We start from the raw sequence: 23,455 nt of genomic DNA, 5'->3' as shown, positions 1-23,455 counted from the left end.
CCAATCGGACACCTTCCACCCCTCAGGGCGGTCGCCTCACCGCGCTCAAACAGCGCTCACACACCGCCCACACAACGCGCTCACACAGCCGGCGACCGCCTCACCACTCCCACTTTGGCAGCGAGTGCTTATATATGACGGCATTACGCGCCCGGCCTACTTCCCTCATGAAAAGGTCCGGTCTGAAGAACAGATCTGAGAAGTCCCAACGCACTGTCGGGAAGTTGTGGTGCGAAGTCCAGGAGGCGCGTGTGTCTTCGGGGAAACCGAAGTCGGAATCGAAGCCGGTGGCGTCGTCGATGATGATGGCGATGTTGCGCATCCCGCCGCAGTCGACAATTAGAGGCCCGGATGTGACCCATGGTTTTAGGAACACCGGGTAACAGTCAATCCGGTGTGAGGAGAGGACGGCGCGGGCGAGGCTGTACCGGTACTCGGGCAGCGGTGTCACACCAGCGACCATTCTGTGCGCCCGTTTGAGAATCTCGGGCCGGCAACCTTCGAACCCGTCGATGTAATCGTGCACTGTGCGGCGTGAGTAGTGCGACAGGAGCCAATCGGTTGCCGTGAGTTGGTCGGTGATGGTGCCGAAGCGGAACAGGTCGATGTAGGTACGGAGTCGGTCGGTGTAGCGGATGTTGTGGGCGGTGATGGTTTCGTCGTCACGCACGGGCACTGAGCGGAATCGTGTCAGATAGGGCCATTTGCTTTTGGCGGGCGGTTTTCCGGACGGTAGTGCGACATCGACGGTCCAGTCGGTGAATGGCCCAATCCACATGCCGTGTTGCACTGCGGCCCAGCGACCGAGGAGGATCGCTTTGCGACTGTCGCGCGAGACTCCCGCACCGCGGACCAGCATTTGGTCGCGCAGTGGGAGCGATTGCCACCATTCTTTCTCGACGGTGGTTGTCCGCGTCACATAGCGCGGGTTCGCGCTGGGCGCGTTGGCTTGCTCGTCAAAATCTGCTCTCAACCCCCGAAGGTGAGCCATTTCTGCATACCCCATGCAAGCCAGTATCGCGCCTGGCGGCTGCGTTGGGAACCCCTCGCGTGCACAATATAGTGGACATTTCCGAGTTCGGGTTTGCCCCTAAGCTGCCAATTCGACCCCTTCATCCTCAAACACTTCGCGCACTTTGCTTGTCGACGACCCCTCCACCCTCCAGGAAGCCACCACCACCCGTTTCACTTGGGTTTCCCGCAGGAGATCCGCGAGCGCGTCGAGGTTTGTGGGCACGGGCCGGTCGGCGGCATCTTTGGGGCCGTAGGCGGCGGTGAGGATGCCACGGGCGAGGTCCTCAAGCGTGTGGACCGGGTTGGCGAGAAAGATCGGATTCATCAGTTGACCTCCATTTCGCAGAAGGATTCGTAGTGGTCGTCGGTGTAGTACCAGGTCTCGACGTCCCTGGCATTGCCGCTTGCGCCGCCGGTGACGATGCGCCTTGCCCCGCGGTGGCGCAGCCCCGGCGTGTCCACGGTGTACTCGCGGTAATAGTTGCGGGACTCCTGGGGGAGGACGCGTTCGTAATTGCCGAAGCGTTTGTCGTCGTTGGTGGGGTAGGGGAAAGGTCCGCCGGCTTCGATGAGATCGACGGTGTCCCAGGCTTCGTCGGGAAGTGAGCCGCACGCCGGCAGCCCCGAGGCGGTCGCGGTCGAGGTTGCGCTCGACGCCACGGCGCTGGTTGGTGCCGGGGTGGGTGAGGGGGTCGTCGATACGCAACTGCTTAACGCGAGGCAGGTCAGCAGGACAATCGGGCGCTTCATAGGCCCATATCGTTGCACACGCTACGATGAGCGCCATGGCAAGGGGCAGAATTCCGGATAGTGACATTGAGGCTATCCGTCAGCGCGCACCGCTCGACGAGATTGTGGGCGAGTATGTGCAGTTGAAGCCTGCCGGGCACGATTCGCTGAAGGGCCTGAGTCCGTTTAAGGACGAGAAGACCCCAAGTTTCCACGTTCGCCCTGCTCATGGGTATTACCACTGCTTCTCTACGGGCAAGGGCGGGGATGTGTTCTCGTTCCTGATGGAGATGGAGCAGTTGACCTTCCCGGAGGCGGTGGAGGCGGTCGCGGACCAGATTGGGTACCGCATTAATTACCAGGGCGGGTCGACGGGTGCGCGTGATGTGAAGCCGGGAACGCGCCAGCGGCTGCTGGCGGCGAATAAGGCGGCGCACGAGTTTTACCGCGAGCAGTTGGAGACGCCTGAGGCGAAGGTCGCGCGCGATTTCCTGCTTAACCGCGGGTTTTCGCGTGAGTTGATCATGGATTTCGAGTGCGGTTACGCCCCCGACGGTTGGGACACGCTGACGAAGCACCTGCTGCGTAAGGGTTTTGAGGTCCAGGAACTCATCGACGCCGGTATTTCCTCCCAGGGCAAGCGCGGGCCGATTGATAAGTTTCGCCGTCGTTTGATTTGGCCGATTAAGGATGCCGCGTCGAACACGATCGGTTTCGGCGCGCGCAAACTTTTCGACGACGACCCCATGGGCAAGTACATGAACACCTCCGACACGATGCTGTATCACAAGTCGAAGGTGCTCTTCGGCATCGATAAGGCGAAGCGCAACATCGCCACCCAGCACCAGACGGTGGTGGTGGAGGGCTACACCGATGTGATGGCCATGCATGCCGCTGGCGTGACCACCGCCGTGGCCACCTGCGGTACCGCGTTCGGCTCCGAGCACATGAGCCTGATCCGCCGCCTGATGCTTGACGACAATTTCTTCCGCGGCGAACTGATCTACACCTTCGACGGCGACGAGGCTGGCCAGAAGGCTGCGATGCGCGCCTACAACACCGACACGGAGTTCGGCGGCCAGTCGTTTGTGGCCGTCGCCCCGGACGGCATGGACCCTTGTGACCTGCGCCTGGAGAAGGGCGACAGTGCTCTTCGGGACCTCGTCGCCTCCCGCATCCCCGTCTACGAGTTCGTCATCGAGTCCCTGCTGAAGAACTTCTCCCTCGACTCTGCCGAGGGGCGCGTCCAAGCTTTACGACGCACCGTCCCCGTCGTCGCCTCCATCGACGACAAAGTTCTCCAACAGGAATACGCCCGCCGCCTCGCCGGCTGGGTGGGCTGGCCCAACCCCGACGAAGTGCTGGAACAGGTCCGCGCCGAGGCGAAGAAGCCGAAGAAGGAGAAGCGCCAGCGCGTCTCCCTTGCCGCCCGCCAGGCCGCCGCAGGTCCCGACTCCTCCGGCCGCCAGGCGGAGTTGCTCATCCCGCCGCGCCCCGACGACCCAATGCTGTGGCCCCAGCGCGAAGCCTTGAAGATCGCCCTTCAGCACCCGTCCAAGGCCGGCAACTATTTCGACGGCATCAACCCGGACGCCTTCACCAACGACGCCTACCAGCAGGTCCGCGAGGCCATCACCGCCGCCGGCGGCTGCGCCCGCGCGGGGGCCGGTTTGGGCACTGGCGGCGTGGGCGCTGCTGGCGCTGCGCCCACCGGCTTTAGCCCCACCGGCTCTGCCCCCGACGGCGGTGCCTCCTGGATCGCTGCCGTCGCCGGCGAGATGCGCGATCTTTCCGGGCGCAACTTTGTTTCCGAACTCGCCGTCGAACCCATCCACGCCGACGACCTCGATGAATACGCCGATTCCGTCCTCTCCCGCCTGCAGGAGACCCGCGTCGGCGAGCAGATCGCTCAGCTCAAGGCGCAGCTGCAGCGCATGCGCCCCTCTGACGACGAAGAGGCCTACAACGCCCTCTTCTCCGACTTGGTTGCGTTGGAGCAGGCCCGCAGGGACCTCAACGACCGCGCCTTCCGTGGGCGCTAGGCCACCAGCGCCCCGCTTTACATATTTCGGTTGTGTAAAACCCTGCCTTTTCGTCTGTCGGTTTTTACACTCCGCGCAGGTCGCAGTTCCCGCCCCTGCAACATCTTGCATCGCCCCGAAGCGCCACTAGTAGGTCAGCCCGCCGCCGCCTGCTTCACCAACAACCGTAATTTCAATGTGAGCAGCGTCGGGGTGTGCGGTGAGCTCTGGAAAGAGTCGAAGTGCTTCTCGGAACTCGTTTCTAAGTTGCTTTACAGATCGAGCCTGGACAATGACGCCAGAGTCTTCTTCAAGTTGCCCCACCCACCAGCCGGATGAGTGCTCAGCGGTCGCTGTGAAACGGTTCATCGTTGCTGCACCAATCTGTTTTGAGTCCCTGCCCGATCAACGCTCATCGTAACTCAATCAATACGCCAAAAAGTGAGCTTAGGAGCAAACCCGAACTCACCGAGTCGCATTAAACGCCCAGTACAGCGGCGGCATCGACCCTCCACATCAAAACCGGTTCACGTGTCAACTCTGGGTGACATACTGACCCCATACGCACTATCGTCTTGGGCAGAGTTCGGTTTTCGCAGGAAGAGTGACAAGGAGGTGGGCCGATGAACACGCCGCGTGTTTCGGTCACGCCTCCCGTCTTGCAGTGGGCCGCTCGTCGTACGGGTTTGGATGATGATGAGTTGCTCAAGCGTTTTCCAAAATTCGATTCCTGGTTGGAGGGGGACGCACAACCCACGCTGCGTCAGGCACAAGACTTGGCTCGCCGCGCCAAGATTCCGTTCGGGAGGTTGCTGCTTAAGGAGCCTTCGGGAGAAGACACTGGTGTTGCAGATTTCCGGACCGTCAGGAATTCTGCGTTGGGGGCGATGAGCCCAGATCTTCAAGAGGTTGTTCTCAAGTCGCAGCAGCGTCTGGCTTGGTACTCGGACTATGCAAAGGATGAGGGGATTGAACCCCCGGTCTTTTTCGCTTCAGCCTCGAGTTCTCAGCGCCCTCAAGACGTCGCGCTGTCTATCCGCGAGCATCTCGGGTTTGATGTTGACGTCCCATTTCCGGGGTCGGATAAAGTGCGCGCCTTGGTGATCGCGATGGAAGAAGCAGGGGTGTTGGTGGCTCGAAATTCGATCGTGGAGAGTTCGACGAAGCGTCGTTTGAGCGTCGAAGAGTTTCGTGGATTCACCATTGAAGACGATGGTTTCTGCCTCGTCTTTATCAACACTCGGGATGCAAAAACCGCGCAGTTGTTCAGCCTCGCGCATGAGCTTGGCCACGTTGTGCTCGGAAAACCGGGTGTTTCCGATCATGCGGACGGAGTGCAGTTGGAGCGATGGTGCAACCAGTTTGCGTCCGCGCTCATTGCTCCGGCATCTGCAGTGCAGAAGCTTTTCGACGACACCATGCCGACCAAAGACCAAGTCGAACGACTCGCCCGTCGCTTTGGTCTGAGTAGGGAAGCCATGCTCTGGCGCCTCGAGGAATTGGAGCTCATTGATCAAGAGGAAGCACGTCGCGTACTGCCTTTGGTGAAGCACACCGGAGAGCGAGTGGAGAAGTCCGGTGAGGGGGCGCCGCCGCACCACGTGCTGGTTCGTTCCCGGGTTGGCGGAAGATTCTTTGACACGGTTACGCAAGCGGCGGTGAATGGCCAGATATCGCAACGGGAGGCTGCGCGGTACCTAGGAACTAATTCAAGCGAGTCGTTCGCGAATCTGGTCAATGCACGACAGGTGCGAGGCCGGGAAGCGGTGTAGTTGATGTATTTGGTGGACACCAACTTCTTGGGCACCTTGGCCAGTGTTTATCCGGATACTGTGTTTCCGACACTTTGGGAGAACCTTGAGGTTGCGTTGTTCTCCGACGGTGTGCACTTCCATGATGAGGTTGATAAAGAGCTTGCTGCGTGGGGTGCTCCTGAGTATGGCTGGTATCAGAAGAATGTCCGCCAAAATCAAATAATTTTCCCTGATCAAAAAGAGGTCGATTGTTACCAGGAAGTCGTGGAATGGGTTGAGTTCGGCAGACAACCGAAATACCGCGACGCTGCCGCTACGGAGTTCTTCAATGTGGCAGACTCCTGGTTGGTGGCGTCGGCATATCGCTACGGTGCGACCATTGTTACTAATGAGGCGTCGGCACCTAACAGCATAAAGAAGGTAAAGATCCCTGACGTGGCTATACAGTTCGGTGTGCCCTGTATCAGTGCACTCGAGTTCCTTCAGCGTTTACACATCAAGATCTAAACCCAACCCCATCAAAACCAAAGCCCGGCGAGTTCGGGTTTGCCCCTAAGCTCGCCGGGCGACATATTCACCCCCCAAAAACTCAGCGCTACTTTGCCTCGCGACGAGCAAACTCCCGCAACGCCCACTCAACCGCGTCCAACGGCAGGGAAGAGTCGTAGGCGTCTCGCGCAGCGGTCAAGGCGTCGAGGTACTCCTTGTATTCGTCGGCGGTCCAGTCGGCGTCCTTCGCCAGGCCAGCCAGGCGCGCGCGGTTGGAGCAGATGATCGCCGGCGCAGCAGCACCGTCGGCAGCACCAGCAGCGTCCTGCTCACCCGCCAGGAAGTACGCCACGGCGGATGCGTACTTCGGTGCCAGGCCGGTTGCGATCAGGGAGGCGTAGGCGTCGACAGGCGACAGCCCGCCAAGCTTGCGGATCGCGCCGAGCAGCTTGGAAGCGTTGCCCTTGTTGCGCAGAAACGCCTGCATTTGCATGACCTGGTTGGATTGGCCGGCGATGTAGGCAAAGCAGGCGCCCAAAAAGTCGATGATCTGCTCGCGCGCGAAGTCGGAGGAGCGGACATCCGACGCGAAGGAGAAAACTTCGGCGCGGGTGATGGAGGCGGTGGCGTCGTCGCGGAAGGGCGGGACGCGGCGGAGGTGGTGGGGCCAGCCGGTTTTCCAGCGGATGGGGGAGAAGGTAACGGAGTCTTGCAGTGCGTCTTGGGCGCTGGGTTTGATGGCTTCGAGTGCTTCGGCGATCTGAGTCATGCGCTCCATCATAGAGGCCTTAGACTTCCCAGCATGACTGCGACCGTGTTGCTTCTGGATGCCCGTTGGCCCGACATGATCCCGCTGAATCTCGTTGGCCAGATTCGTGGTCGTGTGGAGTTTTCGCCGGAGGTGCCGGTGTCGGTGCGTTGGGCGTTGGATGTCGTAGACGGCGACGGGCATTGGATCATCACCACGGATCCGAAGTTCGCGGAGCGTTTGCTTGACGACGACTCCACCACCCTGATCAAAGTCCCTTCCCTCGAGGATCCTGTGTTGCAGGCTGTGGAGACGATGCGTGAGGCGCGGCGTCGGGGTGAGTGGGAGCAGGAGATGACGCACGAAAGCCTCCTGCCGTTTTTGGCGGAGGAGGCTGGTGAGGTCGCGGATGCGATTCGCGCAAAGGCGCCCGACGCGGAGCTCAAGAAGGAGTTGTCGGATGTGCTCCTGCAGGTGTTGTTCCATGCGGAGATTGCCGACGAGCGGGGTGCCTTTGGGTTTGGTGATGTGGCGGGGGCGTTCGTCGATAAGATGCGCCGCCGTGCGCCGTATTTGTTCGACGGGTCAGACGGACCTGTGGATAAGGCCACGCAGGACCGTCTGTGGGCCGAGGGAAAGGCTAGCGAATAGCCGGCAGTGCCGGGATGAGGGTGCGGATGTCCGGCAGGCCTGCCTTGGAGGACATCTGGGAGGAGCCGGCGAAGAGCTGGTCGAGTGGGGTGACCGGGTCCGGCTTGACGATGCCGCACTCCAGCGCACGGTCCGCCACCGCGCCGACGGTGCTTGCGGAGACGAGGCGCAGGGCCGCGTCGTTGCCCACGGCGGTGTTGAGGTTCATGACGAGCTGGCTGCGGGTGGTGTCCTTGTTCACCATGCGGGTGGCGGTCAGGCCGGTGCGCAGGCTGTCGCAGTTGGCGGTGGCGATGTTGCCGTTGAGCAGGCGGACGAGTTCGAGGGTCTGAGCCTTGGCGGGGGTTGCGGTGCCTGCGAAGCCGGTGACGGCGATGAGGCCTGCTGCGAGTGCGGCGGTGATGCGGCGCATGGGGTGTCCTTTCGGGGAAGTTTGATAGGTCGTCAAGCATCATAACTGTTACAGCTGTGATTATTGTGGTTTGTGTGAAAATTGTTACTTCTGGTACCGCCTAACCCCCGCACGGCGCGGTAACCGCGCCCGGTACACTTTGCGCCCATGATCACACCGCGACGCATTGCTCGCGGCTGTGGCTGCGTAGGCATTCTTGGCGCGGCCATGGCCGTCATTCTGGTCGTCGCGCTTATCGCGTGGCTGCTCTCGGCCTTCAACTTCGACACAACAGAGCCGAAGCAAAAAGCCCCGCTCACGGTCCCGCCTGCGGCTGCGGAGGCGCCCCCGCGTATCGACGTCCACGCGCCGGGCAGAACCTCCGACCAACTCTTTGACTGGTCGCAAAGCATCGGCGAGGCCACGAACATGTCCGGCCAGGCCGTGCGCGCCTACGCCAACGCTGCGCTGATCGCCGAGGAAGCCTGGCCGCACTGCAACCTGACCTGGAACACGCTCGCCGGCATTGGTTGGGTGGAGACCCGCCACGGCACCTACGGCGGCCGCTTCGACTACTCCAAACTGGACGAGAACGGCTACCCGCAACCCGCGATCATCGGCCCGCAGCTCAACGGGGACGGCTTTGCCAAGGTCCCGGACACTGACCACGGTCAGCTGGACGGCGACACGGAGTTCGACCGCGCAGTCGGGCCGATGCAGTTCATCCCGGAGTCTTGGGCGCGCTTTGGTCGCGACGCCAACGGTGACGGCACCCCGAATCCCCAGCAGATCGACGACGCCGCCTTAGGCGCCGCCAACCTGTTGTGTAATTCCGGCGGCGCAACCCGCGACCTGGCTACTGAGGAGGGGTGGACCCAGGCCATCTACGCGTACAACCAGTCCAGCGACTATTTCGCCCGTGTGCGCGACGCGGCGGCCAACTATGCCATGAACCAGCCTGCCCACCGGTAGGGCAACGGCTAGACTTGTTGTCGGAATTTTTCGCCAAGTCATTTTCCACGCCTATATCCACGTTAAGGAGACATCATGGCTGACATCATGCACATCTTTGCTCGCGAGATTCTGGATTCGCGCGGTAACCCGACCGTGGAGGTGGAAGCGCTGTTGTCGGATGGCTCGCATGGCCAGGCTGCGGTGCCGTCGGGTGCGTCGACGGGTGAGCATGAGGCTCACGAGCTTCGCGATGGCGACGACCGCTACGACGGCAAGGGTGTCCTCAAGGCTGTTGAGAACGTCAACGAGACCATCGCGGATGCCCTGATCGCGTTTGAGGCGGATGATCAGCGTCTGATCGACAACACGATGATCGAGCTCGACGGCACCGACAACAAGAAGAACCTGGGCGCGAACGCCTTGCTGGGTGTGTCCATGGCTGTGGCGAAGGCTGCCGCTGAGGCTGCCGAACTGCCGCTGTTCCGCTACATCGGCGGCCCGAACGCGCACACCCTTCCGGTGCCGATGATGAACATCCTCAACGGTGGCGCACACGCCGACTCCGGTGTGGACGTCCAGGAGTTCATGATCGCCCCGATCGGCGCGGAAACCTTCGCCGAGGCGCTGCGCATGGGCACTGAGGTCTACCACGCGCTGAAGTCCGTGATTAAGTCCAAGGGCCTGTCCACGGGTCTTGGCGACGAGGGCGGTTTCGCCCCGTCCGTCGACTCCACCAAGGCCGCCCTCGACCTGATCGTCGAGGCTGTTGAGAAGGCGGGCTACAAGCTTGGTAGCGATGTCGCGCTCGCCCTCGACGTCGCTTCCTCCGAGTTCTACGAAAACGGCACCTACAACTTCGAGGGCGGCAAGCACTCCGCCGAGGAAATGATCCAGGTGTACGCGGACCTGGTGGAGCAGTACCCGATCGTCTCCATCGAGGACCCGCTGGATGAGAACGACTGGGACGGCTACGTCGCCCTGACCGAGAAGCTTGGCGACAAGGTCCAGATCGTCGGCGACGACCTCTTTGTCACCAACCCGAAGCGCCTCGCCGAGGGCATCGAGAAGGGCGCCGCAAACGCCCTGCTGGTCAAGGTGAACCAGATCGGTACCCTCACCGAGACCTTCGACGCCGTCGAGCTGGCGCACCGCAATGGCTTCCGCACGATGATGTCGCACCGTTCCGGCGAGACCGAGGACACCACCATCGCGGATCTCGCCGTCGCCCTGTCTTGCGGTCAGATCAAGACCGGTGCTCCGGCTCGTTCCGAGCGTGTGGCGAAGTACAACCAGTTGCTGCGTATTGAGCAGGTGCTTGGCGACGCCGCCGTCTACGCCGGCCGCGACGCCTTCCCGCGCTTTAAGAAGTAGGTAGTAGCTCACCGCTACGGCCCGGCCCCGCCCCGTCTTCGGTGCGGGGCCGTTTCTTTATGTCCAAATCTGACGTTTGTATCGAAACAAACGGACGATTGTATCGCCTTGAATGATACAATCGTCCGCAATCACGGATATAAACGCAAAAGGAGGGGTCGGTGAAGCGTGCAGATGTGTTAGCCACCTTAGAGATGGTCGCCTCGGACCAGTGGGGGATCGTCACCACTGGCCAAGCGGGACGGGAGGGGATTGAACGCCTGCAGCTGTCCCGCCTCGTGGAGCGTGGTGATCTTGACCGAGCGCGGCATGGTGTCTACCTGCTGCCGTCCCATCAAGGTGGACCCCACGATGAGATTCGGGCGGCGTGGCTATCTCTCGAGCCAAAGAAGTTCATCGATGAGCGCTGGGAGGAGGAGCAGCCCGTGGTGGTCTCGCACGAGTCGGCTGCTCTCATCCACGGGATCGGCCGCCTCGTCCCACCGAAGCTGACCTTCTCCACTGAGGGTACGAAGCAAACACGGCAGCAAGGAGTCCGCATCCGCACCCGTCGTGATCTTCCTGAGGAGGACATCGTGTCAGTAGACGGGTTGCCGGTGACCAGTGTCGCGCGCACCGTTGGTGATTTGGCCGAGGCCAAGATTGAGCGCGGGTACCTAGCAGACCTTGTCGCGGATGCTCTCCGGAAGGAGGGCGTGCGTATCGACGACCTCGCGAGCAAGCTCGCCCCTTCAGCCCGCTACTACGAGGCGAAGACCGGCAAACAATTGGTCGCCGAGCTAAGCGCTGAAGCGTCTTCTGTGGAAGACAGCGCGGAGTGGCGCAATCGCCTCGCGCTCATTGGCCACGCCGTTGAACGCGTATCAATTGACCCGAGCGTATTTAAGAGTCTTGAGGAGAGCATGGCGATCATCAGCGCGCGATTCGCTGAACAAATGGAGCCGCTTCGCAAGCAAATGCAAGAGATCGCATGGCAGGTGGGCAATGGCGACAAGTAGGCGTGAGACGGTCTGCCCGTGAAGCACCACGATTTCGCTCAGGCGACGGCATTTGTATCGGAAGTGCTCAACCCAGCGCTTGCTGGAGAACTCTCCGCAGCCCGGTGGGATCCCGATACGCGAAGTCGGCGATAAATCCGTACGTATTGGGCATCATGTTCCCCTGCCTCACTGTCGAGGCCGCGGTCGCCGAGCGTTGCAGCAAGCGTATCGACGACCCCGTGACCGCTCCGCTGGCCGCGCCGCAGTCCGCGAAATCCTCAAGCGCATCTAGACTGATTACCTATGAAGAAGCGCCCGCCACGTCCCCGCAAGTCGCACACGGTGCCCGTCGCCAGCCGTGACGCGGAGCGGGCCGAGCGCGCCCGCGAGCGCAAGCAACGCTCCCGCATGAGGCGGGCGCGCGTGTTTCCAAAGCAAGACATGGCGAGCGTGGTCATCCTGATCAGCGTTGTCCTGCTGGTGTTGCTGGCCATTGCCGCCCCGCTTCGGAACTACTACGAGGGTCGCGCCGAGATCGCCCGCGCCCAGGAATCCATCGAACGCTTGGAGGCACGCAAGCAGGCGCTTGAAAGCGACATTGCCATGTACGAAGACGATGCCTTTATGCGCCAAGAAGCACGTCGTCGCCTCGGTGTGGTGGAGGAAGGGGAGGCCGTCTGGCGGATCCTTGATCCGCGCATGTCCGCCCCCGACAACATCACCACCGCCGCCGACGAAATCCCGGACGATCGCGAGTGGTCCGAGGTGCTGTGGGATTCACTCCGCGCGATTCCAGAGGTAGAGGTTCTAGAGACGCCTGAATCCGAGGCGCCCGAGAGTGAAGTACCCGAGCAAGAAGCGCCACAACCCGACGCCCCGCAACCGGAGGCGCCAGCGGGCGCAGAACAGTCGGCACAACCAGCCGGTGAGGCTCCTGCTGAACCGCCTGCACCTGACGCTCCTGCACAGTAGCGCGAAGACGCTAGTTGATAAACCCGAGTTCCCGGCTTTTCACCAGCATCCGCGGAGCAAGTTCTGCATGGTTAACTGCGGACCATTGCACACGCACACCATCGCTCAGCCCTAGCGCCTGAACAATTTGGGCGAGCTCGTCCAGATTATGAGCAATCACCGTTCCATCAGCAGTGTGCAACACCTGGTCTTCGGTCCAGTACACGCCGGGGCTTGCTGTTAGCGGTCCGTTCTTCAGAATGCGCGTTACCGCCTGGATGTACCCGGCTGTAGCCACCGTATGTGCGCCGTGCAGTGGGGGAGGTGGCATCAAGTGGCGGGTCTCCGTGCCGGTTGACACCAACGGGAATTCAGGGGTTGGCAGCGCGCCGGGATGCAACGCAGGAACGCTCATCTTATTAGTCAACCTTTCTCGAGGAGCAGTCTGTTAAATAATGACAAATAACCTCGAGGTGCCCCAATCCGGGTCAGCCAACCCCTTCAACGCCGTGGTGGATTGTGGTTCATGAAACAATGGGCCTCATGCATACTCCTCCCACCGATGAACAGCTCGCCGTTGTCGCTGAGCAGCTCGGCCGCACCCCTCGCGGTGTCCTCGCGATTGCCTACACCACTCCCGACGATCAGCCGGCTGTGGTGAAAACGGCGCCAAAACTTGACGACGGCACCCCGTTCCCCACCCTCTACTACCTCACCGATCCACGCCTTACCGCCGAAGCGTCACGCCTCGAGGTGGCACAGGTGATGAAGTGGATGGAAGCCCGCCTCAACGCCGATTCCGACGACGGCGAAGCTTTACGACGCGACTACCAAGCCGCCCACGAACACTTCCTCGCAGAGCGCAACGCCATCGAAGACCTGGGCACCGAATTTTCCGGCGGTGGTATGCCGGAGCGCGTGAAGTGCCTTCACGTGCTGATTGCCTACGCGCTCGCCGAAGGCCCGGAGCGCGTCCGCTTCGGCACCGAGGCGGTCGCCCTCGCCGCCGAACACGCCAACCTGCGCGGCATCGCAATCCCGGAGGATTGGCCCACTCTTGAGGATCTCGGCATCACACTTGCTGAAGCAGGGGAGGGGCTGCAGTGACCCGCGTCGCCGCCGTGGATTGCGGCACCAACTCCATCCGTCTACTCATCCACGACACCGAAACCGGCGAAGTGTGCCGCCGCAATACGATCGTTCGCCTCGGCCAGGGTGTCGATGAGACTGGCAAGTTTGCGCCAGAAGCCATCGAACGCACCCGCGTTGCACTCGCGGACTATGTCGACGAAATGCGGCGTGAGAACGTCACCCGCGTACGCATGGTGGCCACCTCCGCCACTCGCGACGCCGGCAACCGCGAAGACTTCTTCGCAATGACTCGCGACGCCCTCGGCAAGATCCAACCTGGCGCTGAGGCTGAAGTGATCTCTGGTGAGGAGGAGGCGGCTCTTTCGTTCGCCGGTGCCACGGCAGACCTTGACCCGGAACGCGGGCCTTTTTGCGTGATTGACCTCGGCGGCGGATCGACCGAGTTTGTCATGCAGACCGCTGACCAATTGTACGCAGTTTCCACCCAGATGGGGTGCGTGCGCATTACCGAGCGGTTCATGCGGACCGATCCGCCCACCGCAGAAGAGACCGCTGCGGCCCGCGATTACATCAATGAGCGGATCGCCGAAGGAGCAGAGGTGGTGCCGTTTGCCCAGACGAATACTTTCGTCGGCTGTGCTGGGACGTTCACGACGCTCTCTGCGCTTGCTCAGGATCTCGATTCCTATGATCCGAAACGGATCCACATGTCGGAGATTTCCTTTGACCGTATCCGTGAGGTTACAGAAGACCTTCGAAGCAAAACTGCAGACGAGCGTCGAGCAAACCCCGTCGTGCACCCAGGGCGTGCTGACGTCATTGCAGCCGGCTCTGCTGTTGTCGAAGCATTGATTGACACCTTCGAACACGAAGCAAATGCGAGCCGAATTGTGGTTAGTGAGAAAGACATTCTCGATGGGATTGTCGCCAGGATAGTGACGAAGTAAACGCGCTTGAGTGGATACGAAGCCGCTATTGAAATTGCTTTGTATTAAGTTGTAGTGAGTACGCCTGTGTCCCTAAGTCTCACGAGGAAAGCATGTCTACCAAGCCTAAGATCATGACCGTCTATGGAACGCGCCCGGAAGCGATCAAGGTTGCGCCGGTTGTGAGTGCCCTCCAGGACGATGATCGATTTGAATCGGTGGTAGTTTCCACCGGTCAGCATCGAGAGATGCTTGAGCAGGTTAACAGGCGGTTCGGTATCACACCGGATTATGACATGGCTCTAATGAAGCCAGGTCAAACACTTAACGAGTTGGTTTCGCGTGCCATCCAGGGCCTCGATCCGATTATTGAAAAAGAGCAGCCCGATGTGATCATCTCCCAGGGCGATACTTCTACTGCAATGGTTGCAGCCCTGGCCGGTTTTCATAAAGGTGTGAAGATTGTCCACCTCGAAGCGGGACTTCGTACCGGCAATATTTTCTCTCCGTTCCCGGAGGAGGCCAATCGCAAGATCATTGGTCAAGTAGCGTCACTTCACCTTGCCCCGACAAGCGAATCGCGTGAGAACTTGCGTCGTGAGAACTTCAGGACCAAGGACATTGTGGTCACCGGAAACACTGTCATTGACGCCCTTCTGACTGCAGCAAAATGGGACGTGAAGTTTGATGACCCGCGCTTGGAGGCGGTTCGTAATTCTGACGAGAAGCTTGTTCTGGTAACAACTCATCGTCGCGAGAATCTCGATGCGATGAAAGAGATCGGCGGTGCGGTTCAAGAGCTTGCGAAGTCTTACCCAGACCATGTCTTCACTCTTCCGTTGCACCTTAATCCGAAGGTGCGAGATGCCGTCCTTCCTGAGGTTCAGGACCTACCAAACGTCATAATCACAGACCCACTGCCGTATGACCAGTTCACCGCGTTGATGAGCCGTGCGTACCTCGTCCTTACTGACTCTGGTGGTGTACAGGAGGAAGCCCCGTCGCTCGGCAAACCGGTGCTCGTGATGCGTGAGAACACCGAACGTCCTGAAGCGGTAGTGGCAGGAACCGTGAAGCTTGTCGGCACGGATCGTGGCCGAATAGTTGCAGAAGCAAAAAATCTGTTGGATCAACAAGCTGCTTATGAAGCAATGGCTAATGCAGTTAATCCTTACGGCGATGGTCGGGCAGCGAAACGAGCTGTGGCAGCAATTGCAGAGCTCGTTTCCGTTGGAAAGCGGGTTGAAGAATTTGTTGCTGAGTAACCCACTTGTTGGGATGCGTTTATCTTGTGCGGAATAACGCGCTATAGTAACTCAGGCGATACTGCCGTTTTGGGGCTATAGCTCAGTCGGTTAGAGCCGCGGACTCATAATCCGCTGGTCGCGGGTTCGAGCCCCGCTGGCCCCACGTTAGCTTGGACAGAATCCAGAGGCCTAGACCAATGCACATTCTAGTGATTTCTCAGTATTGGGAACCTGAAAACGGTGTTCCCCAACGGAGATGGTCGTGGTTCTCGGAAATTTTGAAGAGCGCTGGCCATGAGGTTGTTGCCTTGGTGCCTCCTCCTCACTACGAGACGAAGATAACTGTCAAATCATGGTTATCCCAGAACTTCAAGCGTCGGAAGTACTCAGATTGTTTTCCATCCGAAGAGGGGGTGGTTCGTACCGGTTTTTTCCCCGGGGGAAACGGTATCGCAAGGAAAGCGCTCAACCAGGTCATTGTGGCGCTAAGCCAAATTGCGACAGTAGCGCGAGTACGAAGATCATCTAGTTTTAAGCCCAACTTAATTGTGGGAACTGTTCCCGCGCTTCCCACCGCTTTTGTAACTCGCGTTGCATCATTAGTACTGGGTGTGCCTTACATTATTGACCTGCGAGACGCATGGCCCGAACTTTTAGAGGAATCACGCCGATGGAATGAATCCGTTGGACATATTTCATTGCATCAGCGAATCTTGAATAAAGGACCATTGCAGTTCGCTAAGTGGGTTGTGAAAGGCGTGCTCAAAAGATCTCTAGCTCAAGCCACAGCAGTGACTGTTACCTCTGAAGATCATAGGGAGAGGCTCGAGAAAGAGCTCATGAGTTGGTCGCGAGATAAGGCACATACGGTAGTTTCAATCCGAAATGTGTTCCCGGTTAACTCCAGTCAGAATCGCCATCTGCTGAAGGAAAGCCAGGGCGAGAAGCATACCTTTAATGTGCTGTACGCGGGAACTCTTGGGAGAGCGCAAGATTTAGAAAATGCTCTTGTGGCTGGGAAACTAGCAGAGGATAGAGGCGTACCGATTAGTTTTCGGTTTGTCGGCGCAGGCGCCGCCAAAGCGCAATTGCGTAAGACTGCCAAGCAGCTGGGACTGGATGCGGAATTTCAATCTCGTGGACCGTCTGACTCGTTAGGTGAGCATTATGAATGGGCTGACACCGCCTTAGTGCACTTATCGGACTGGCCCGCACTTGCTTTATCCGTGCCGTCAAAGACATACGAACTTATGGACCTAGGAATCCATATCACTGGAGTCGTATCAGGCGAAGCAGCAAGAATCATCACAGAAAATGGTGCTGGGCATGTGGTTGCTCCCGGAGATCCCGAAAGTCTCGCTAATTTGTGGAGTTTATTGGCTTCATCTCGCACCATGCTCACACCTGATAGTGATGCTAGGGAGTGGGTCTTGCAAGAACGCAATCAGAACAGCCCGAAAAAACTCCTTCAAACACTTGAGATTGCTGGTGGCGCGTGAAAAATAACATATTTTTTTTCGTTAGAACTATTCGGTATCTCTGCTCTGCAGCGATGCATATGTTTTGGTCTAACCCGAAGCACTTCAAAGCTCAGGTGAAAGAACGGCTGAGGCAAACAGACAAAAGATGGTTGTGGCGGATGGGGGGAGACACAAAGGGAAACAGTACACGCTCAGAATTTGAATTCTTAGTAAGCATTGGAGAGCTGAGTCGAGCGCTAACGATTGATGATTCAAGCTTTATAGAGCGGCGACGGGTTATAGAACAGATTAACCTTCTGGCGATGGAGCCTGCCACTGGTGGCCCAGGGGAAAAACGAAGCGATAGTCGCATACTGGCATTTGTGACGAACAGTCTTCCCCATACGCTGTCGGGGTATTCAGTCAGGTCGCAGCACGTTTTTGAAGCGATCGCTGGTGCCGGCATTGAGGTTTTTGCAGCTACTCGTCTGGGTTACCCACTAAATGTAGGGAAGATAGCGCGCTCACATCAGGAGTTGGTTTCCTCCATCAAATATTTTCGCCTTATACCCAAGAAACACAACGCTTCTCTTAGCATCCGCCTCAATGAAGAAGTAGATCTGCTCACTCGCCTTGCCGAAGAGACTCATCCGTCGGTTTTATATACAACAACAGACTTCCGTAATGCATTAGTGGTGTCGCGGGTTGCTGATCGGCTAGGAATCCCATGGATATATGAGGTTCGAGGGGAGCCTGAGAAGACGTGGCTAACTAGGGTACCTGTGGGATTTAAAGAGCGCGCTAAGAATTCTGAATACTACTCGAAGCGTCGCGCGCTGGAAACCAAAGCAATGCTTGCAAGCAATGCTGTCACGACCCTTAGCGAGGTGTCGAAGAAAAGTCTCGTTGAGCGAGGAGTTCCAGCGTCGAAAATTTGGGTGGTTCCCAACTGTGTTGATGGTTCGTTGCTTGAAAACACCATCTGTAACGAAAGTGCTAGAGAAAAGCTTGGACTTCCTGAAGGTAAATGGGTAGGAACCGTAACCTCTGTTGTTGAATATGAGGGGTTAGATACTCTCCTAGACGCAATCCTTTATCTGCCTTCTGACATCAATATTTTAATAGTCGGCGATGGTGTTGCTTTGCCAAGCTTGCAGCGGAAAGCACAGGAGATGCGTATTAACCATCGCGTTCGTTTTGTTGGACGGAAACCGAGGGACGAGATTCAGGACTGGTATGCTGCGCTCGATCTATTTGTAGTGCCACGGAAAAATCTCGAGGTTTGTCGCACAGTGACACCGATAAAAGCCATGGAGGCGATGGCAATGGGGATCCCAGTGGTCGCATCTGACCTCCCAGCGATCCGCGAAGTCACGGGAGACTGTGCTGAGTATTTTCGGCCTGAGGACCCCAGGTCGTTAGCAAAAGCGATTGAAACCGCACTGGTAGATCGTAGTCTTGTTAGCCGAGGCAGAGAGTGGGCGAGCTCCCGAACATGGGATCATGCCGCTGTCATCTACCAGGAATTATTGACACACCTTATGGACGCTGGTCGATAAGTACTGAACCCGGGACGAAACCCATCGATAGTGCGCCAGCATGCGGGTCAGCGCTGATTGCTACGTCGATCATCGCATGCAGAAACTCCTTTGGTGGAGGCACATGTCCTTCTCCCCAGTGCTTGTTGTAAACAAGTATGTTGTCTAGGTCATCCGCTTCACTTATGAATGGTGTTAAGTGGTTCTGTACATGGTGGGTGTCAGTGGGCTCCTGCATATAAAGAATCGTTGGTTGTGGCCCTGCGCTGTTGAATGCACCAACGACTGTTGTTTGGGCGGAGTTTCTTAGTAGAGAGGCGTCCCCGCCCCAGCAAGTATCCACAAACTGGTTTACGAATTTTTGGTAGTAGCGGAAAATATCGGTCTGCGGGTTCCAAATCAGGGCGACAGAATCGGGGAAATGCGTAGCAAGTACCAGCGCAGCGTATCCGCCGGCGGATCCACCTACAAAGACGATTCTGGATGCCTTACTCTTATCTGCGACTTCGCGTACGAGGCTAACGAGCCTTTTCTGTAGATCTTTTTGCTGCCCGTTCCCTGCGTACCAAGAAATAGTATTCTCGCTCGAGAGTCTTAGGCTCGGGTCAGAAATGGACAACCGGGAGACAGGGTGGCCTTCGGACATCCCTCTTCCGACCAGATATGGGAGTTTGACTTTTTCAGACTTACGACCGTGGAGAAATACTAGGAGAGGCATTCCCGGGGAGGCCTCGACTTCGTACTCGATTTCTAAAGATTTTACCGTCTGCGTAGGCGCTTCTCCTTCGTGGGAAGAGGTCGCAGGCAGAATCCTTGTTTCTGTATCGCCGATGTGTAGGGACGCTAGAGAAAATACATAGGAAAGTGCTGAATGAGTTAATGAATCAGTAACCAGCTCATCTGATTCAATCAAAGATCTTAGAAGGTTTTCACCAACGGCCAACGTGTTTTGCTCATAGTTTGCTGTGGCGAGAGTTTTGACCTTGTCCACTACATCCGGTCTCAGCAACCAGCTACTTAAGCTAAAGCCGGATTGAATTGTTGCCGCTTGACGCTCGGAGTAGTGAACCGCGTTTGACACCAAGTCATTGGGACTCACGGTTAAGAGTGAATTCAGGGCAGAGATCCTGGCTCTCGGCGTGACTTCGGTTCGTGGCCCATTACTCGGCCGGAGCTGAATATGGCCGACCCAATCAGTTTTTTGGTCGAGGAAACCTGACTGAGGAAGATCAATAGTCTTTCCGCGCTGGATTTTGAAAATCTTCTGGTCTCGACCATCCGGAGTGCGGAATACGGCAAACAGATCGCCGTTTCCTTTGAGGAAACTGCTGGGGACAAAAATCCGCAGGCTTTGATTTCTATCGACCGGTTGTGGAGAAGAGACCCTCTCGATTGCAAGTGATAGATTCTTGTCTGAGCTGTGTGCGGACTTTTCGAATATCTCGCTTACATCTGAAAAGCTGAATGAGGCCTGCTTCTTTGAGTAGTAGCGGTGTTTTTCTCGTCCCGAGAGGTTTGTGCCCCATCGCCCGTAAACCCATCCTGGGCGGTTACCTGAGATTCGGGTTAATGTGACTCCGGCTTTCGACATCCTAGTCGAATTTTTTGGGTCAAATGATTCGGGAATACTCCAAGGACTAAGTCGTGTTTGAAGCGACCACTTTTTGTTATCTGAAACATAGAACTTATTGCCATTCATGGCCTTGTTTAGCCCGACTATGTCAGCAACTCGCTTATCGATGTATGCAATTATGGCGTTTTCAAGGCCGACGCCGACTACTTTGTCGGGATCGTAAGCCAAATCGGCGGCCCTTACGATTTCAGATAGATGCCAGGGGGCCCAAAGGTCGTCATCATCAAGGGTGAGTCGGATTGAACGTTCCCACTCTGGGACCGACTCTAGACTTAGAGCACGTTCGAATAAGCGATCTCGGTTCGGCGCACTCTTGTTCGGATTCTTGTATTGGTCAGGATGTGAGTCTTCGTCGTATCCATAGCCTCCTTCTGGATGATCGTATGGAACGATAACGAAGCGAGTTTTTTGTGAATCCGGCAAAGCGTTGAGAATGTCGCGCAGTTTTGCTGCAAATTCAAGTTTATCTGAAGAAATGTAGAGGAAGTGTCTAAAAAAGACGCCATCGGGAATGGTGATGTTCGCAACCGATCGAAGTGAGTGAATCCAGCGTGAGAAGTACTTGTCCAGAATCTCTGGGTCAGATTCATAGTCACAGAAAATGGTCTCTGCAGATACAAAATACTTCATCGTCATAGAATTACGTCCTCGATTTGGCGTGTATGGGCGACACGTTTGTTTTTCTAATTGATCAGAGGCTAGCAGGTAACCTGTCGCATGTGAGGTATAGAGAAAATTTAGCAACCTACGCACAAATTGGTCCAGTGCACTGCTTTGATCATGTTGAAGCAGTTTCTAAGCTGCCCAGTGGCATCTCAAAGATTCGGTATGGTGCGGGTCATTTGTATATAGCCTTCGTGGACAAGGGGGCTGAGCAGACCGTTGTGAGTTTTCATGCTGCGGTGGGAACTGACGGGGTCACGAAACCGGTGTTCACTGGAGTAAATATGCTCGATCAACTTGATGTAAACGGAATCTTTGTGTCAGATCCGATATTAGATTTTGGTCTCAACCTGGGATGGTTTGCCGGTGATCTAAACCGTTCGCTGCAAATCGATCTCACTGCTTTGCTAGAGCGCCATTTTGCACATAGAGATGGAGAAATTGCAAAACTGTTCTTCGGCGCTTCCGGGGGCGGTTTCGCTGCGCTATTTTTTGGCGCGCAGTTTCCCAGCAGCCTGGTGATGTGTGTTAATCCTCAAACGAACATTAATCGTTATTGGCCACCGGCTGTTGAGAGTTATCGCGATGCAGCTTGGAATGGAAAACCTCTAGAAAGCATGCCTGTCGAGTTCGATCTAACCAAGACCTATTCGAAGGAAATCGACACTACTGTGCTTTATCTGCAAAACCTGGGCGATACGTCGCATGTGAAGCACCATTTGGTGCCATTCCTTAATGAGGCTGCACTCCCTAACCGTCAGTTTGGACTAGTCCTAGGGGAGTGGGGTGCGGGACACCGTGCGCCTTCCAGGGCCATTCTCGACCACTTTCTAAGCGGAGCTGTAGGAAGTAAGGGGGAATGGATCAATCTCACCTTTAGTCGAGAAGTTGAAAACGGAGTGGCTGCCTCCGAAGTGCTACGCAGGAGTACAGCGTATTCAAGTGTATTATCTTCAACTGACAACTAATGAATCTTGATCTTAGTTTCTTTATGGGTCCATGCAAGCGATCGAATGATATGTTCGGCATCGTTGTGTTTTCCGTCGACTACTGCTCTGGACCACTTGACATACCATTTAACTGCTTCTTTCGCCGACATATCTGCAATTAAAGAGCCATCATGCAGCCAAAGGGCTCTCGTGCAATGGTTACGAATCGCACTCGCTGAGTGAGACACGAGGAATACGGTCGATGCTCCGTTGAGAAAACCATTCATTCGTTCCTTTGCTCGCTCATTAAATGTAGCGTCGCCGGTGGCGAGCGCCTCGTCTAGTAGCAGAATTTTGGGGCGTACCGCTGTAGCGATGGCGAACTTAAGGCGTGCGCCCATGCCCGAGGAATAGGTGTGCAGAGGCCTATCGATTGCTTCCCCAATATCTGCCCAATTTGCTACAGATGGTGCCAATTCATCAACTTCTGCAGGGGAAAGGCCTTTAGCGAGTAACCCAAGCCGCACATTGTCCGCGCCGGTTAATTGTGGCTGGAGCGCGGCGGAAACACTTAAGAGTGAAGGTTTTGCTGAAACATACACTTCTCCTGTTGTAGGAGCTTCATTCCCTGCGATCATAGAAATAAGGGTGGACTTTCCGGAGCCATTTCGACCGAGGATACCGATCGATTCGCCCGGGTGAGCAACGAAAGACAAGGGGTTGACTGCTGGAACCAGCTTGTTCGTTTTCCACGGAACGGTATAGCTTTCGCCGTCAGGGGCTATTTCATAGACTTTGGAAACACGGTCTACAACTACTGTGGGGTTATTTAACGACTGCATACCGAGCCTCTTTGCGCCAGAAGAATACAAAGCCAACCAAAAATGTCAGGAATGACCATGCGATGATGTAAAGCCACTGCGCTAGGGAGGGCGCGGATCCGTACAGAGTTGCGTTGCGAGTGACTTCTAGATATTGAAAAAACGGATTCAGTTTCATGATCATCTGCAGGGTTGATCCTTCCGCAAACCGGGAGAGCGGAAAGAATACGCCCGAAAGGAAAAACAAACCTTGGGTGAACACGCGAACCAATGATCGAGTGTCTGGTATGAGAGATGCGATTCTCGCAATGATCATGGTTAGCCCTGCGGCAAAAATATGGATGAGGCAATAGAAAAAAGGTACAAGCAGCAGGGTCCAGTGGATGGGGTCTTGGTACTGAAATGCTAGTGCGACGATGATCGCGACGAGGCCCGGTATGGAATTATCGAAAAAGCTCCGGAGGCTGGTGCTAAGAGGGATAGCAACTCTCGGGAAATTAAAAGAGGTAATTAAGGATCGGTTTCGTTGGATAACGCCCACACCGTTAGTTAGTCCAGCGCTCAAAAACCGAAAATACGTTACGCCGATCGCGAGGAACCCAATGAAGTTATCGATGCCTCTCGAAACATGGAGGATGAGCCCAAAAACGAGGGCGTACATCAGCACTTGGAATAAGGGATCCAGAATCATCCACACCCGGCCTAGTAGTGTTCCACGGCCAGTGCTAAAGGACTGACTCCGGGCGTGTGAGATTAGAAAGTAGCGAAATGAAAAGAGCTGCTTAGTGTAATCCTGTAATGACGGGCGTGAAGAGACTGGATAGAGGTGGCTAAGATCTACTTCGACGACTTCGCTTTTGCCGCCACTGGGATACCGTTCGCGCAGTAGGGGTTTTTCTTGGTCCTCATTTTGAACGGTTATCTTTCGGAGACGATGAAAGCTCTTCACTTCGTTAACTCCTCCGGTAATCTGGCGAGCCTACAGTGTTTAGCCTTGGCCCCTTAGGTGCGATGAGAGCTAAGGCTATTGCAATGACAGATAGAAATCGAATTTTGCTGTTGGGCTATTTCAGAGGGTTGTAAGTAGAGGTGC

The 23,455-nt window shown here is 56.8% G+C and carries 24 protein-coding genes and 1 tRNA gene; 15 read left to right on the top strand and 10 right to left on the bottom strand.

Features of this window, described 5'->3' with window-relative positions; translation table 11 throughout:
* Positions 1-100: 100 nt before the first annotated feature.
* The 3 genes from HMPREF2785_RS01160 to HMPREF2785_RS01150 all read right to left on the bottom strand — a co-directional run bounded on the left by HMPREF2785_RS01160 (position 101) and on the right by HMPREF2785_RS01150 (position 1,764).
* On the bottom strand, positions 101-973 hold the full coding sequence (locus HMPREF2785_RS01160) for a hypothetical protein (protein WP_141750613.1): 873 nt from the start codon (positions 971-973) through the stop codon (positions 101-103).
* A gap of 117 nt (positions 974-1,090) precedes the next feature.
* The gene (locus tag HMPREF2785_RS01155) at positions 1,091-1,339 is read right to left on the bottom strand and encodes a hypothetical protein (RefSeq protein WP_070613956.1); all 249 of its coding nucleotides are present in this window, start codon (positions 1,337-1,339) and stop codon (positions 1,091-1,093) included.
* The gene (locus HMPREF2785_RS01150; protein ID WP_070613954.1) at positions 1,339-1,764 is read right to left on the bottom strand and encodes a guanyl-specific ribonuclease; all 426 of its coding nucleotides are present in this window, start codon (positions 1,762-1,764) and stop codon (positions 1,339-1,341) included. The genes HMPREF2785_RS01155 and HMPREF2785_RS01150 overlap by 1 nt, the downstream gene beginning before the upstream one ends.
* Positions 1,765-1,799: 35 nt before the next feature.
* On the opposite strand from HMPREF2785_RS01150, the gene dnaG reads away from it, so the two are divergent.
* Positions 1,800-3,785 carry a DNA primase gene (gene dnaG / locus HMPREF2785_RS01145; protein WP_070613952.1) on the top strand — a complete coding sequence of 662 codons (1,986 nt, stop codon included), beginning with the start codon at positions 1,800-1,802 and terminating at the stop codon, positions 3,783-3,785.
* 126 nt (positions 3,786-3,911) lie between these two features.
* On the opposite strand, the gene HMPREF2785_RS01140 is transcribed toward dnaG, so the two are convergent.
* Complete coding sequence (locus HMPREF2785_RS01140; protein ID WP_070613950.1) at positions 3,912-4,133, bottom strand: hypothetical protein; 222 nt, start codon at positions 4,131-4,133, stop codon at positions 3,912-3,914.
* 254 nt (positions 4,134-4,387) lie between these two features.
* Here HMPREF2785_RS01140 and HMPREF2785_RS01135 point away from each other — a divergent pair, with 254 nt between their 5' ends.
* Both HMPREF2785_RS01135 and HMPREF2785_RS01130 read left to right on the top strand, forming a co-directional pair.
* Positions 4,388-5,536: an ImmA/IrrE family metallo-endopeptidase gene (locus HMPREF2785_RS01135; RefSeq protein ID WP_070613949.1), complete on the top strand. Its 1,149-nt coding sequence runs from the start codon at positions 4,388-4,390 to the stop codon at positions 5,534-5,536.
* Between the two features lie 3 nt (positions 5,537-5,539).
* Entirely contained in the window at positions 5,540-6,025 is a 486-nt protein-coding gene (locus HMPREF2785_RS01130; RefSeq protein ID WP_070613947.1) for a DUF4411 family protein, read from the top strand.
* Positions 6,026-6,113: 88 nt separating this feature from the next.
* On the opposite strand, the gene HMPREF2785_RS01125 is transcribed toward HMPREF2785_RS01130, so the two are convergent.
* The gene (locus HMPREF2785_RS01125; protein ID WP_070614064.1) at positions 6,114-6,776 is read right to left on the bottom strand and encodes an 8-oxoguanine DNA glycosylase OGG fold protein; all 663 of its coding nucleotides are present in this window, start codon (positions 6,774-6,776) and stop codon (positions 6,114-6,116) included.
* Positions 6,777-6,809: 33 nt separating this feature from the next.
* Here HMPREF2785_RS01125 and HMPREF2785_RS01120 point away from each other — a divergent pair, with 33 nt between their 5' ends.
* Positions 6,810-7,406 carry a MazG nucleotide pyrophosphohydrolase domain-containing protein gene (locus tag HMPREF2785_RS01120; protein WP_070613945.1) on the top strand — a complete coding sequence of 199 codons (597 nt, stop codon included), beginning with the start codon at positions 6,810-6,812 and terminating at the stop codon, positions 7,404-7,406.
* Here the strand turns inward: HMPREF2785_RS01120 and HMPREF2785_RS01115 are convergent.
* Entirely contained in the window at positions 7,396-7,818 is a 423-nt protein-coding gene (locus HMPREF2785_RS01115) for a hypothetical protein (RefSeq protein ID WP_070482886.1), read from the bottom strand. The two genes, HMPREF2785_RS01120 and HMPREF2785_RS01115, sit on opposite strands and share 11 nt — an antisense overlap.
* Before the next feature lie 147 nt (positions 7,819-7,965).
* On the opposite strand from HMPREF2785_RS01115, the gene HMPREF2785_RS01110 reads away from it, so the two are divergent.
* The 4 genes from HMPREF2785_RS01110 to HMPREF2785_RS01095 all read left to right on the top strand — a co-directional run bounded on the left by HMPREF2785_RS01110 (position 7,966) and on the right by HMPREF2785_RS01095 (position 12,074).
* Entirely contained in the window at positions 7,966-8,769 is an 804-nt protein-coding gene (locus tag HMPREF2785_RS01110; RefSeq protein WP_070613943.1) for a lytic transglycosylase domain-containing protein, read from the top strand.
* 75 nt (positions 8,770-8,844) lie between these two features.
* On the top strand, positions 8,845-10,122 hold the full coding sequence (gene eno / locus HMPREF2785_RS01105) for a phosphopyruvate hydratase (protein WP_070613942.1): 1,278 nt from the start codon (positions 8,845-8,847) through the stop codon (positions 10,120-10,122).
* 161 nt (positions 10,123-10,283) lie between these two features.
* The gene (locus HMPREF2785_RS01100; RefSeq protein WP_070613940.1) at positions 10,284-11,120 is read left to right on the top strand and encodes a type IV toxin-antitoxin system AbiEi family antitoxin domain-containing protein; all 837 of its coding nucleotides are present in this window, start codon (positions 10,284-10,286) and stop codon (positions 11,118-11,120) included.
* A gap of 285 nt (positions 11,121-11,405) precedes the next feature.
* Complete coding sequence (locus tag HMPREF2785_RS01095) at positions 11,406-12,074, top strand: septum formation initiator family protein (RefSeq protein ID WP_070613938.1); 669 nt, start codon at positions 11,406-11,408, stop codon at positions 12,072-12,074.
* Positions 12,075-12,084: 10 nt separating this feature from the next.
* Here the strand turns inward: HMPREF2785_RS01095 and HMPREF2785_RS01090 are convergent, their stop codons facing one another.
* Positions 12,085-12,468, bottom strand: a complete 384-nt coding sequence (locus HMPREF2785_RS01090) for a hypothetical protein (protein ID WP_070613936.1) — start codon at positions 12,466-12,468, stop codon at positions 12,085-12,087.
* 128 nt (positions 12,469-12,596) lie between these two features.
* Between HMPREF2785_RS01090 and HMPREF2785_RS01085 the strand changes: the two genes are divergently transcribed.
* The 6 genes from HMPREF2785_RS01085 to HMPREF2785_RS11455 all read left to right on the top strand — a co-directional run bounded on the left by HMPREF2785_RS01085 (position 12,597) and on the right by HMPREF2785_RS11455 (position 18,337).
* Positions 12,597-13,160 (top strand): DUF501 domain-containing protein, encoded by a 564-nt coding sequence (locus HMPREF2785_RS01085; protein WP_070613934.1) that lies wholly within the window; start codon positions 12,597-12,599, stop codon positions 13,158-13,160.
* Positions 13,157-14,092, top strand: a complete 936-nt coding sequence (locus HMPREF2785_RS01080) for a Ppx/GppA phosphatase family protein (protein ID WP_070613933.1) — start codon at positions 13,157-13,159, stop codon at positions 14,090-14,092. The genes HMPREF2785_RS01085 and HMPREF2785_RS01080 overlap by 4 nt, the downstream gene beginning before the upstream one ends.
* A 92-nt stretch (positions 14,093-14,184) precedes the next feature.
* Positions 14,185-15,336, top strand: a complete 1,152-nt coding sequence (wecB, locus tag HMPREF2785_RS01075; protein ID WP_070613932.1) for a non-hydrolyzing UDP-N-acetylglucosamine 2-epimerase — start codon at positions 14,185-14,187, stop codon at positions 15,334-15,336.
* Positions 15,337-15,407: 71 nt separating this feature from the next.
* A tRNA-Ile gene (locus HMPREF2785_RS01070) sits at positions 15,408-15,481 on the top strand.
* A 46-nt stretch (positions 15,482-15,527) separates the two neighbouring features.
* Entirely contained in the window at positions 15,528-16,817 is a 1,290-nt protein-coding gene (locus HMPREF2785_RS11460; protein WP_246818898.1) for a glycosyltransferase family 4 protein, read from the top strand.
* Positions 16,814-18,337, top strand: coding sequence for a glycosyltransferase family 4 protein (locus HMPREF2785_RS11455; RefSeq protein WP_141750612.1), 1,524 nt, complete (start codon positions 16,814-16,816; stop codon positions 18,335-18,337). The genes HMPREF2785_RS11460 and HMPREF2785_RS11455 overlap by 4 nt, the downstream gene beginning before the upstream one ends.
* On the opposite strand, the gene HMPREF2785_RS11740 is transcribed toward HMPREF2785_RS11455, so the two are convergent.
* Entirely contained in the window at positions 18,318-20,585 is a 2,268-nt protein-coding gene (locus HMPREF2785_RS11740) for an alpha/beta hydrolase family protein (protein WP_141750611.1), read from the bottom strand. The genes HMPREF2785_RS11455 and HMPREF2785_RS11740 overlap by 20 nt on opposite strands.
* A gap of 26 nt (positions 20,586-20,611) precedes the next feature.
* Between HMPREF2785_RS11740 and HMPREF2785_RS11735 the strand changes: the two genes are divergently transcribed.
* Positions 20,612-21,580: a hypothetical protein gene (locus HMPREF2785_RS11735; RefSeq protein WP_141750610.1), complete on the top strand. Its 969-nt coding sequence runs from the start codon at positions 20,612-20,614 to the stop codon at positions 21,578-21,580.
* Here HMPREF2785_RS11735 and HMPREF2785_RS11450 read toward each other — a convergent pair.
* Both HMPREF2785_RS11450 and HMPREF2785_RS01060 read right to left on the bottom strand, forming a co-directional pair.
* Positions 21,577-22,383 (bottom strand): ABC transporter ATP-binding protein, encoded by an 807-nt coding sequence (locus HMPREF2785_RS11450; protein ID WP_083308815.1) that lies wholly within the window; start codon positions 22,381-22,383, stop codon positions 21,577-21,579. The two genes, HMPREF2785_RS11735 and HMPREF2785_RS11450, sit on opposite strands and share 4 nt — an antisense overlap.
* Positions 22,367-23,311, bottom strand: coding sequence for an ABC transporter permease (locus HMPREF2785_RS01060; protein WP_141750609.1), 945 nt, complete (start codon positions 23,309-23,311; stop codon positions 22,367-22,369). Before HMPREF2785_RS01060 ends, HMPREF2785_RS11450 begins: the two co-directional genes overlap by 17 nt.
* Positions 23,312-23,455 lie beyond the last annotated feature (144 nt).

It is taken from the genome of Corynebacterium sp. HMSC067D03 (assembly GCF_001811185.1).
In the GTDB taxonomy this organism is placed as follows: Bacteria; Actinomycetota; Actinomycetes; order Mycobacteriales; family Mycobacteriaceae; genus Corynebacterium; species Corynebacterium coyleae.
The sequence above is the reverse complement of the archived record's forward strand: the minus strand, read 5'-3'. Positions and strand labels throughout refer to the sequence as shown.

Excerpts from the sequence above, each read along its gene's own strand:
- HMPREF2785_RS01155 (WP_070613956.1), bottom strand. The coding sequence starts at position 1,339 with ATGAATCCGATCTTTCTCGCCAACCCGGTCCACACGCTTGAGGACCTC.
- HMPREF2785_RS01150 (WP_070613954.1), bottom strand. The coding sequence starts at position 1,764 with ATGAAGCGCCCGATTGTCCTGCTGACCTGCCTCGCGTTAAGCAGTTGC.
- dnaG (WP_070613952.1), top strand. The coding sequence starts at position 1,800 with ATGGCAAGGGGCAGAATTCCGGATAGTGACATTGAGGCTATCCGTCAG.
- HMPREF2785_RS01140 (WP_070613950.1), bottom strand. The coding sequence starts at position 4,133 with ATGAACCGTTTCACAGCGACCGCTGAGCACTCATCCGGCTGGTGGGTG.
- HMPREF2785_RS01135 (WP_070613949.1), top strand. The coding sequence starts at position 4,388 with ATGAACACGCCGCGTGTTTCGGTCACGCCTCCCGTCTTGCAGTGGGCC.
- HMPREF2785_RS01130 (WP_070613947.1), top strand. The coding sequence starts at position 5,540 with ATGTATTTGGTGGACACCAACTTCTTGGGCACCTTGGCCAGTGTTTAT.
- HMPREF2785_RS01125 (WP_070614064.1), bottom strand. The coding sequence starts at position 6,776 with ATGACTCAGATCGCCGAAGCACTCGAAGCCATCAAACCCAGCGCCCAA.
- HMPREF2785_RS01120 (WP_070613945.1), top strand. The coding sequence starts at position 6,810 with ATGACTGCGACCGTGTTGCTTCTGGATGCCCGTTGGCCCGACATGATC.
- HMPREF2785_RS01115 (WP_070482886.1), bottom strand. The coding sequence starts at position 7,818 with ATGCGCCGCATCACCGCCGCACTCGCAGCAGGCCTCATCGCCGTCACC.
- HMPREF2785_RS01110 (WP_070613943.1), top strand. The coding sequence starts at position 7,966 with ATGATCACACCGCGACGCATTGCTCGCGGCTGTGGCTGCGTAGGCATT.
- eno (WP_070613942.1), top strand. The coding sequence starts at position 8,845 with ATGGCTGACATCATGCACATCTTTGCTCGCGAGATTCTGGATTCGCGC.
- HMPREF2785_RS01095 (WP_070613938.1), top strand. The coding sequence starts at position 11,406 with ATGAAGAAGCGCCCGCCACGTCCCCGCAAGTCGCACACGGTGCCCGTC.
- HMPREF2785_RS01090 (WP_070613936.1), bottom strand. The coding sequence starts at position 12,468 with ATGAGCGTTCCTGCGTTGCATCCCGGCGCGCTGCCAACCCCTGAATTC.
- HMPREF2785_RS01085 (WP_070613934.1), top strand. The coding sequence starts at position 12,597 with ATGCATACTCCTCCCACCGATGAACAGCTCGCCGTTGTCGCTGAGCAG.
- wecB (WP_070613932.1), top strand. The coding sequence starts at position 14,185 with ATGTCTACCAAGCCTAAGATCATGACCGTCTATGGAACGCGCCCGGAA.
- HMPREF2785_RS11740 (WP_141750611.1), bottom strand. The coding sequence starts at position 20,585 with ATGACGATGAAGTATTTTGTATCTGCAGAGACCATTTTCTGTGACTAT.
- HMPREF2785_RS11735 (WP_141750610.1), top strand. The coding sequence starts at position 20,612 with ATGGGCGACACGTTTGTTTTTCTAATTGATCAGAGGCTAGCAGGTAAC.
- HMPREF2785_RS11450 (WP_083308815.1), bottom strand. The coding sequence starts at position 22,383 with ATGCAGTCGTTAAATAACCCCACAGTAGTTGTAGACCGTGTTTCCAAA.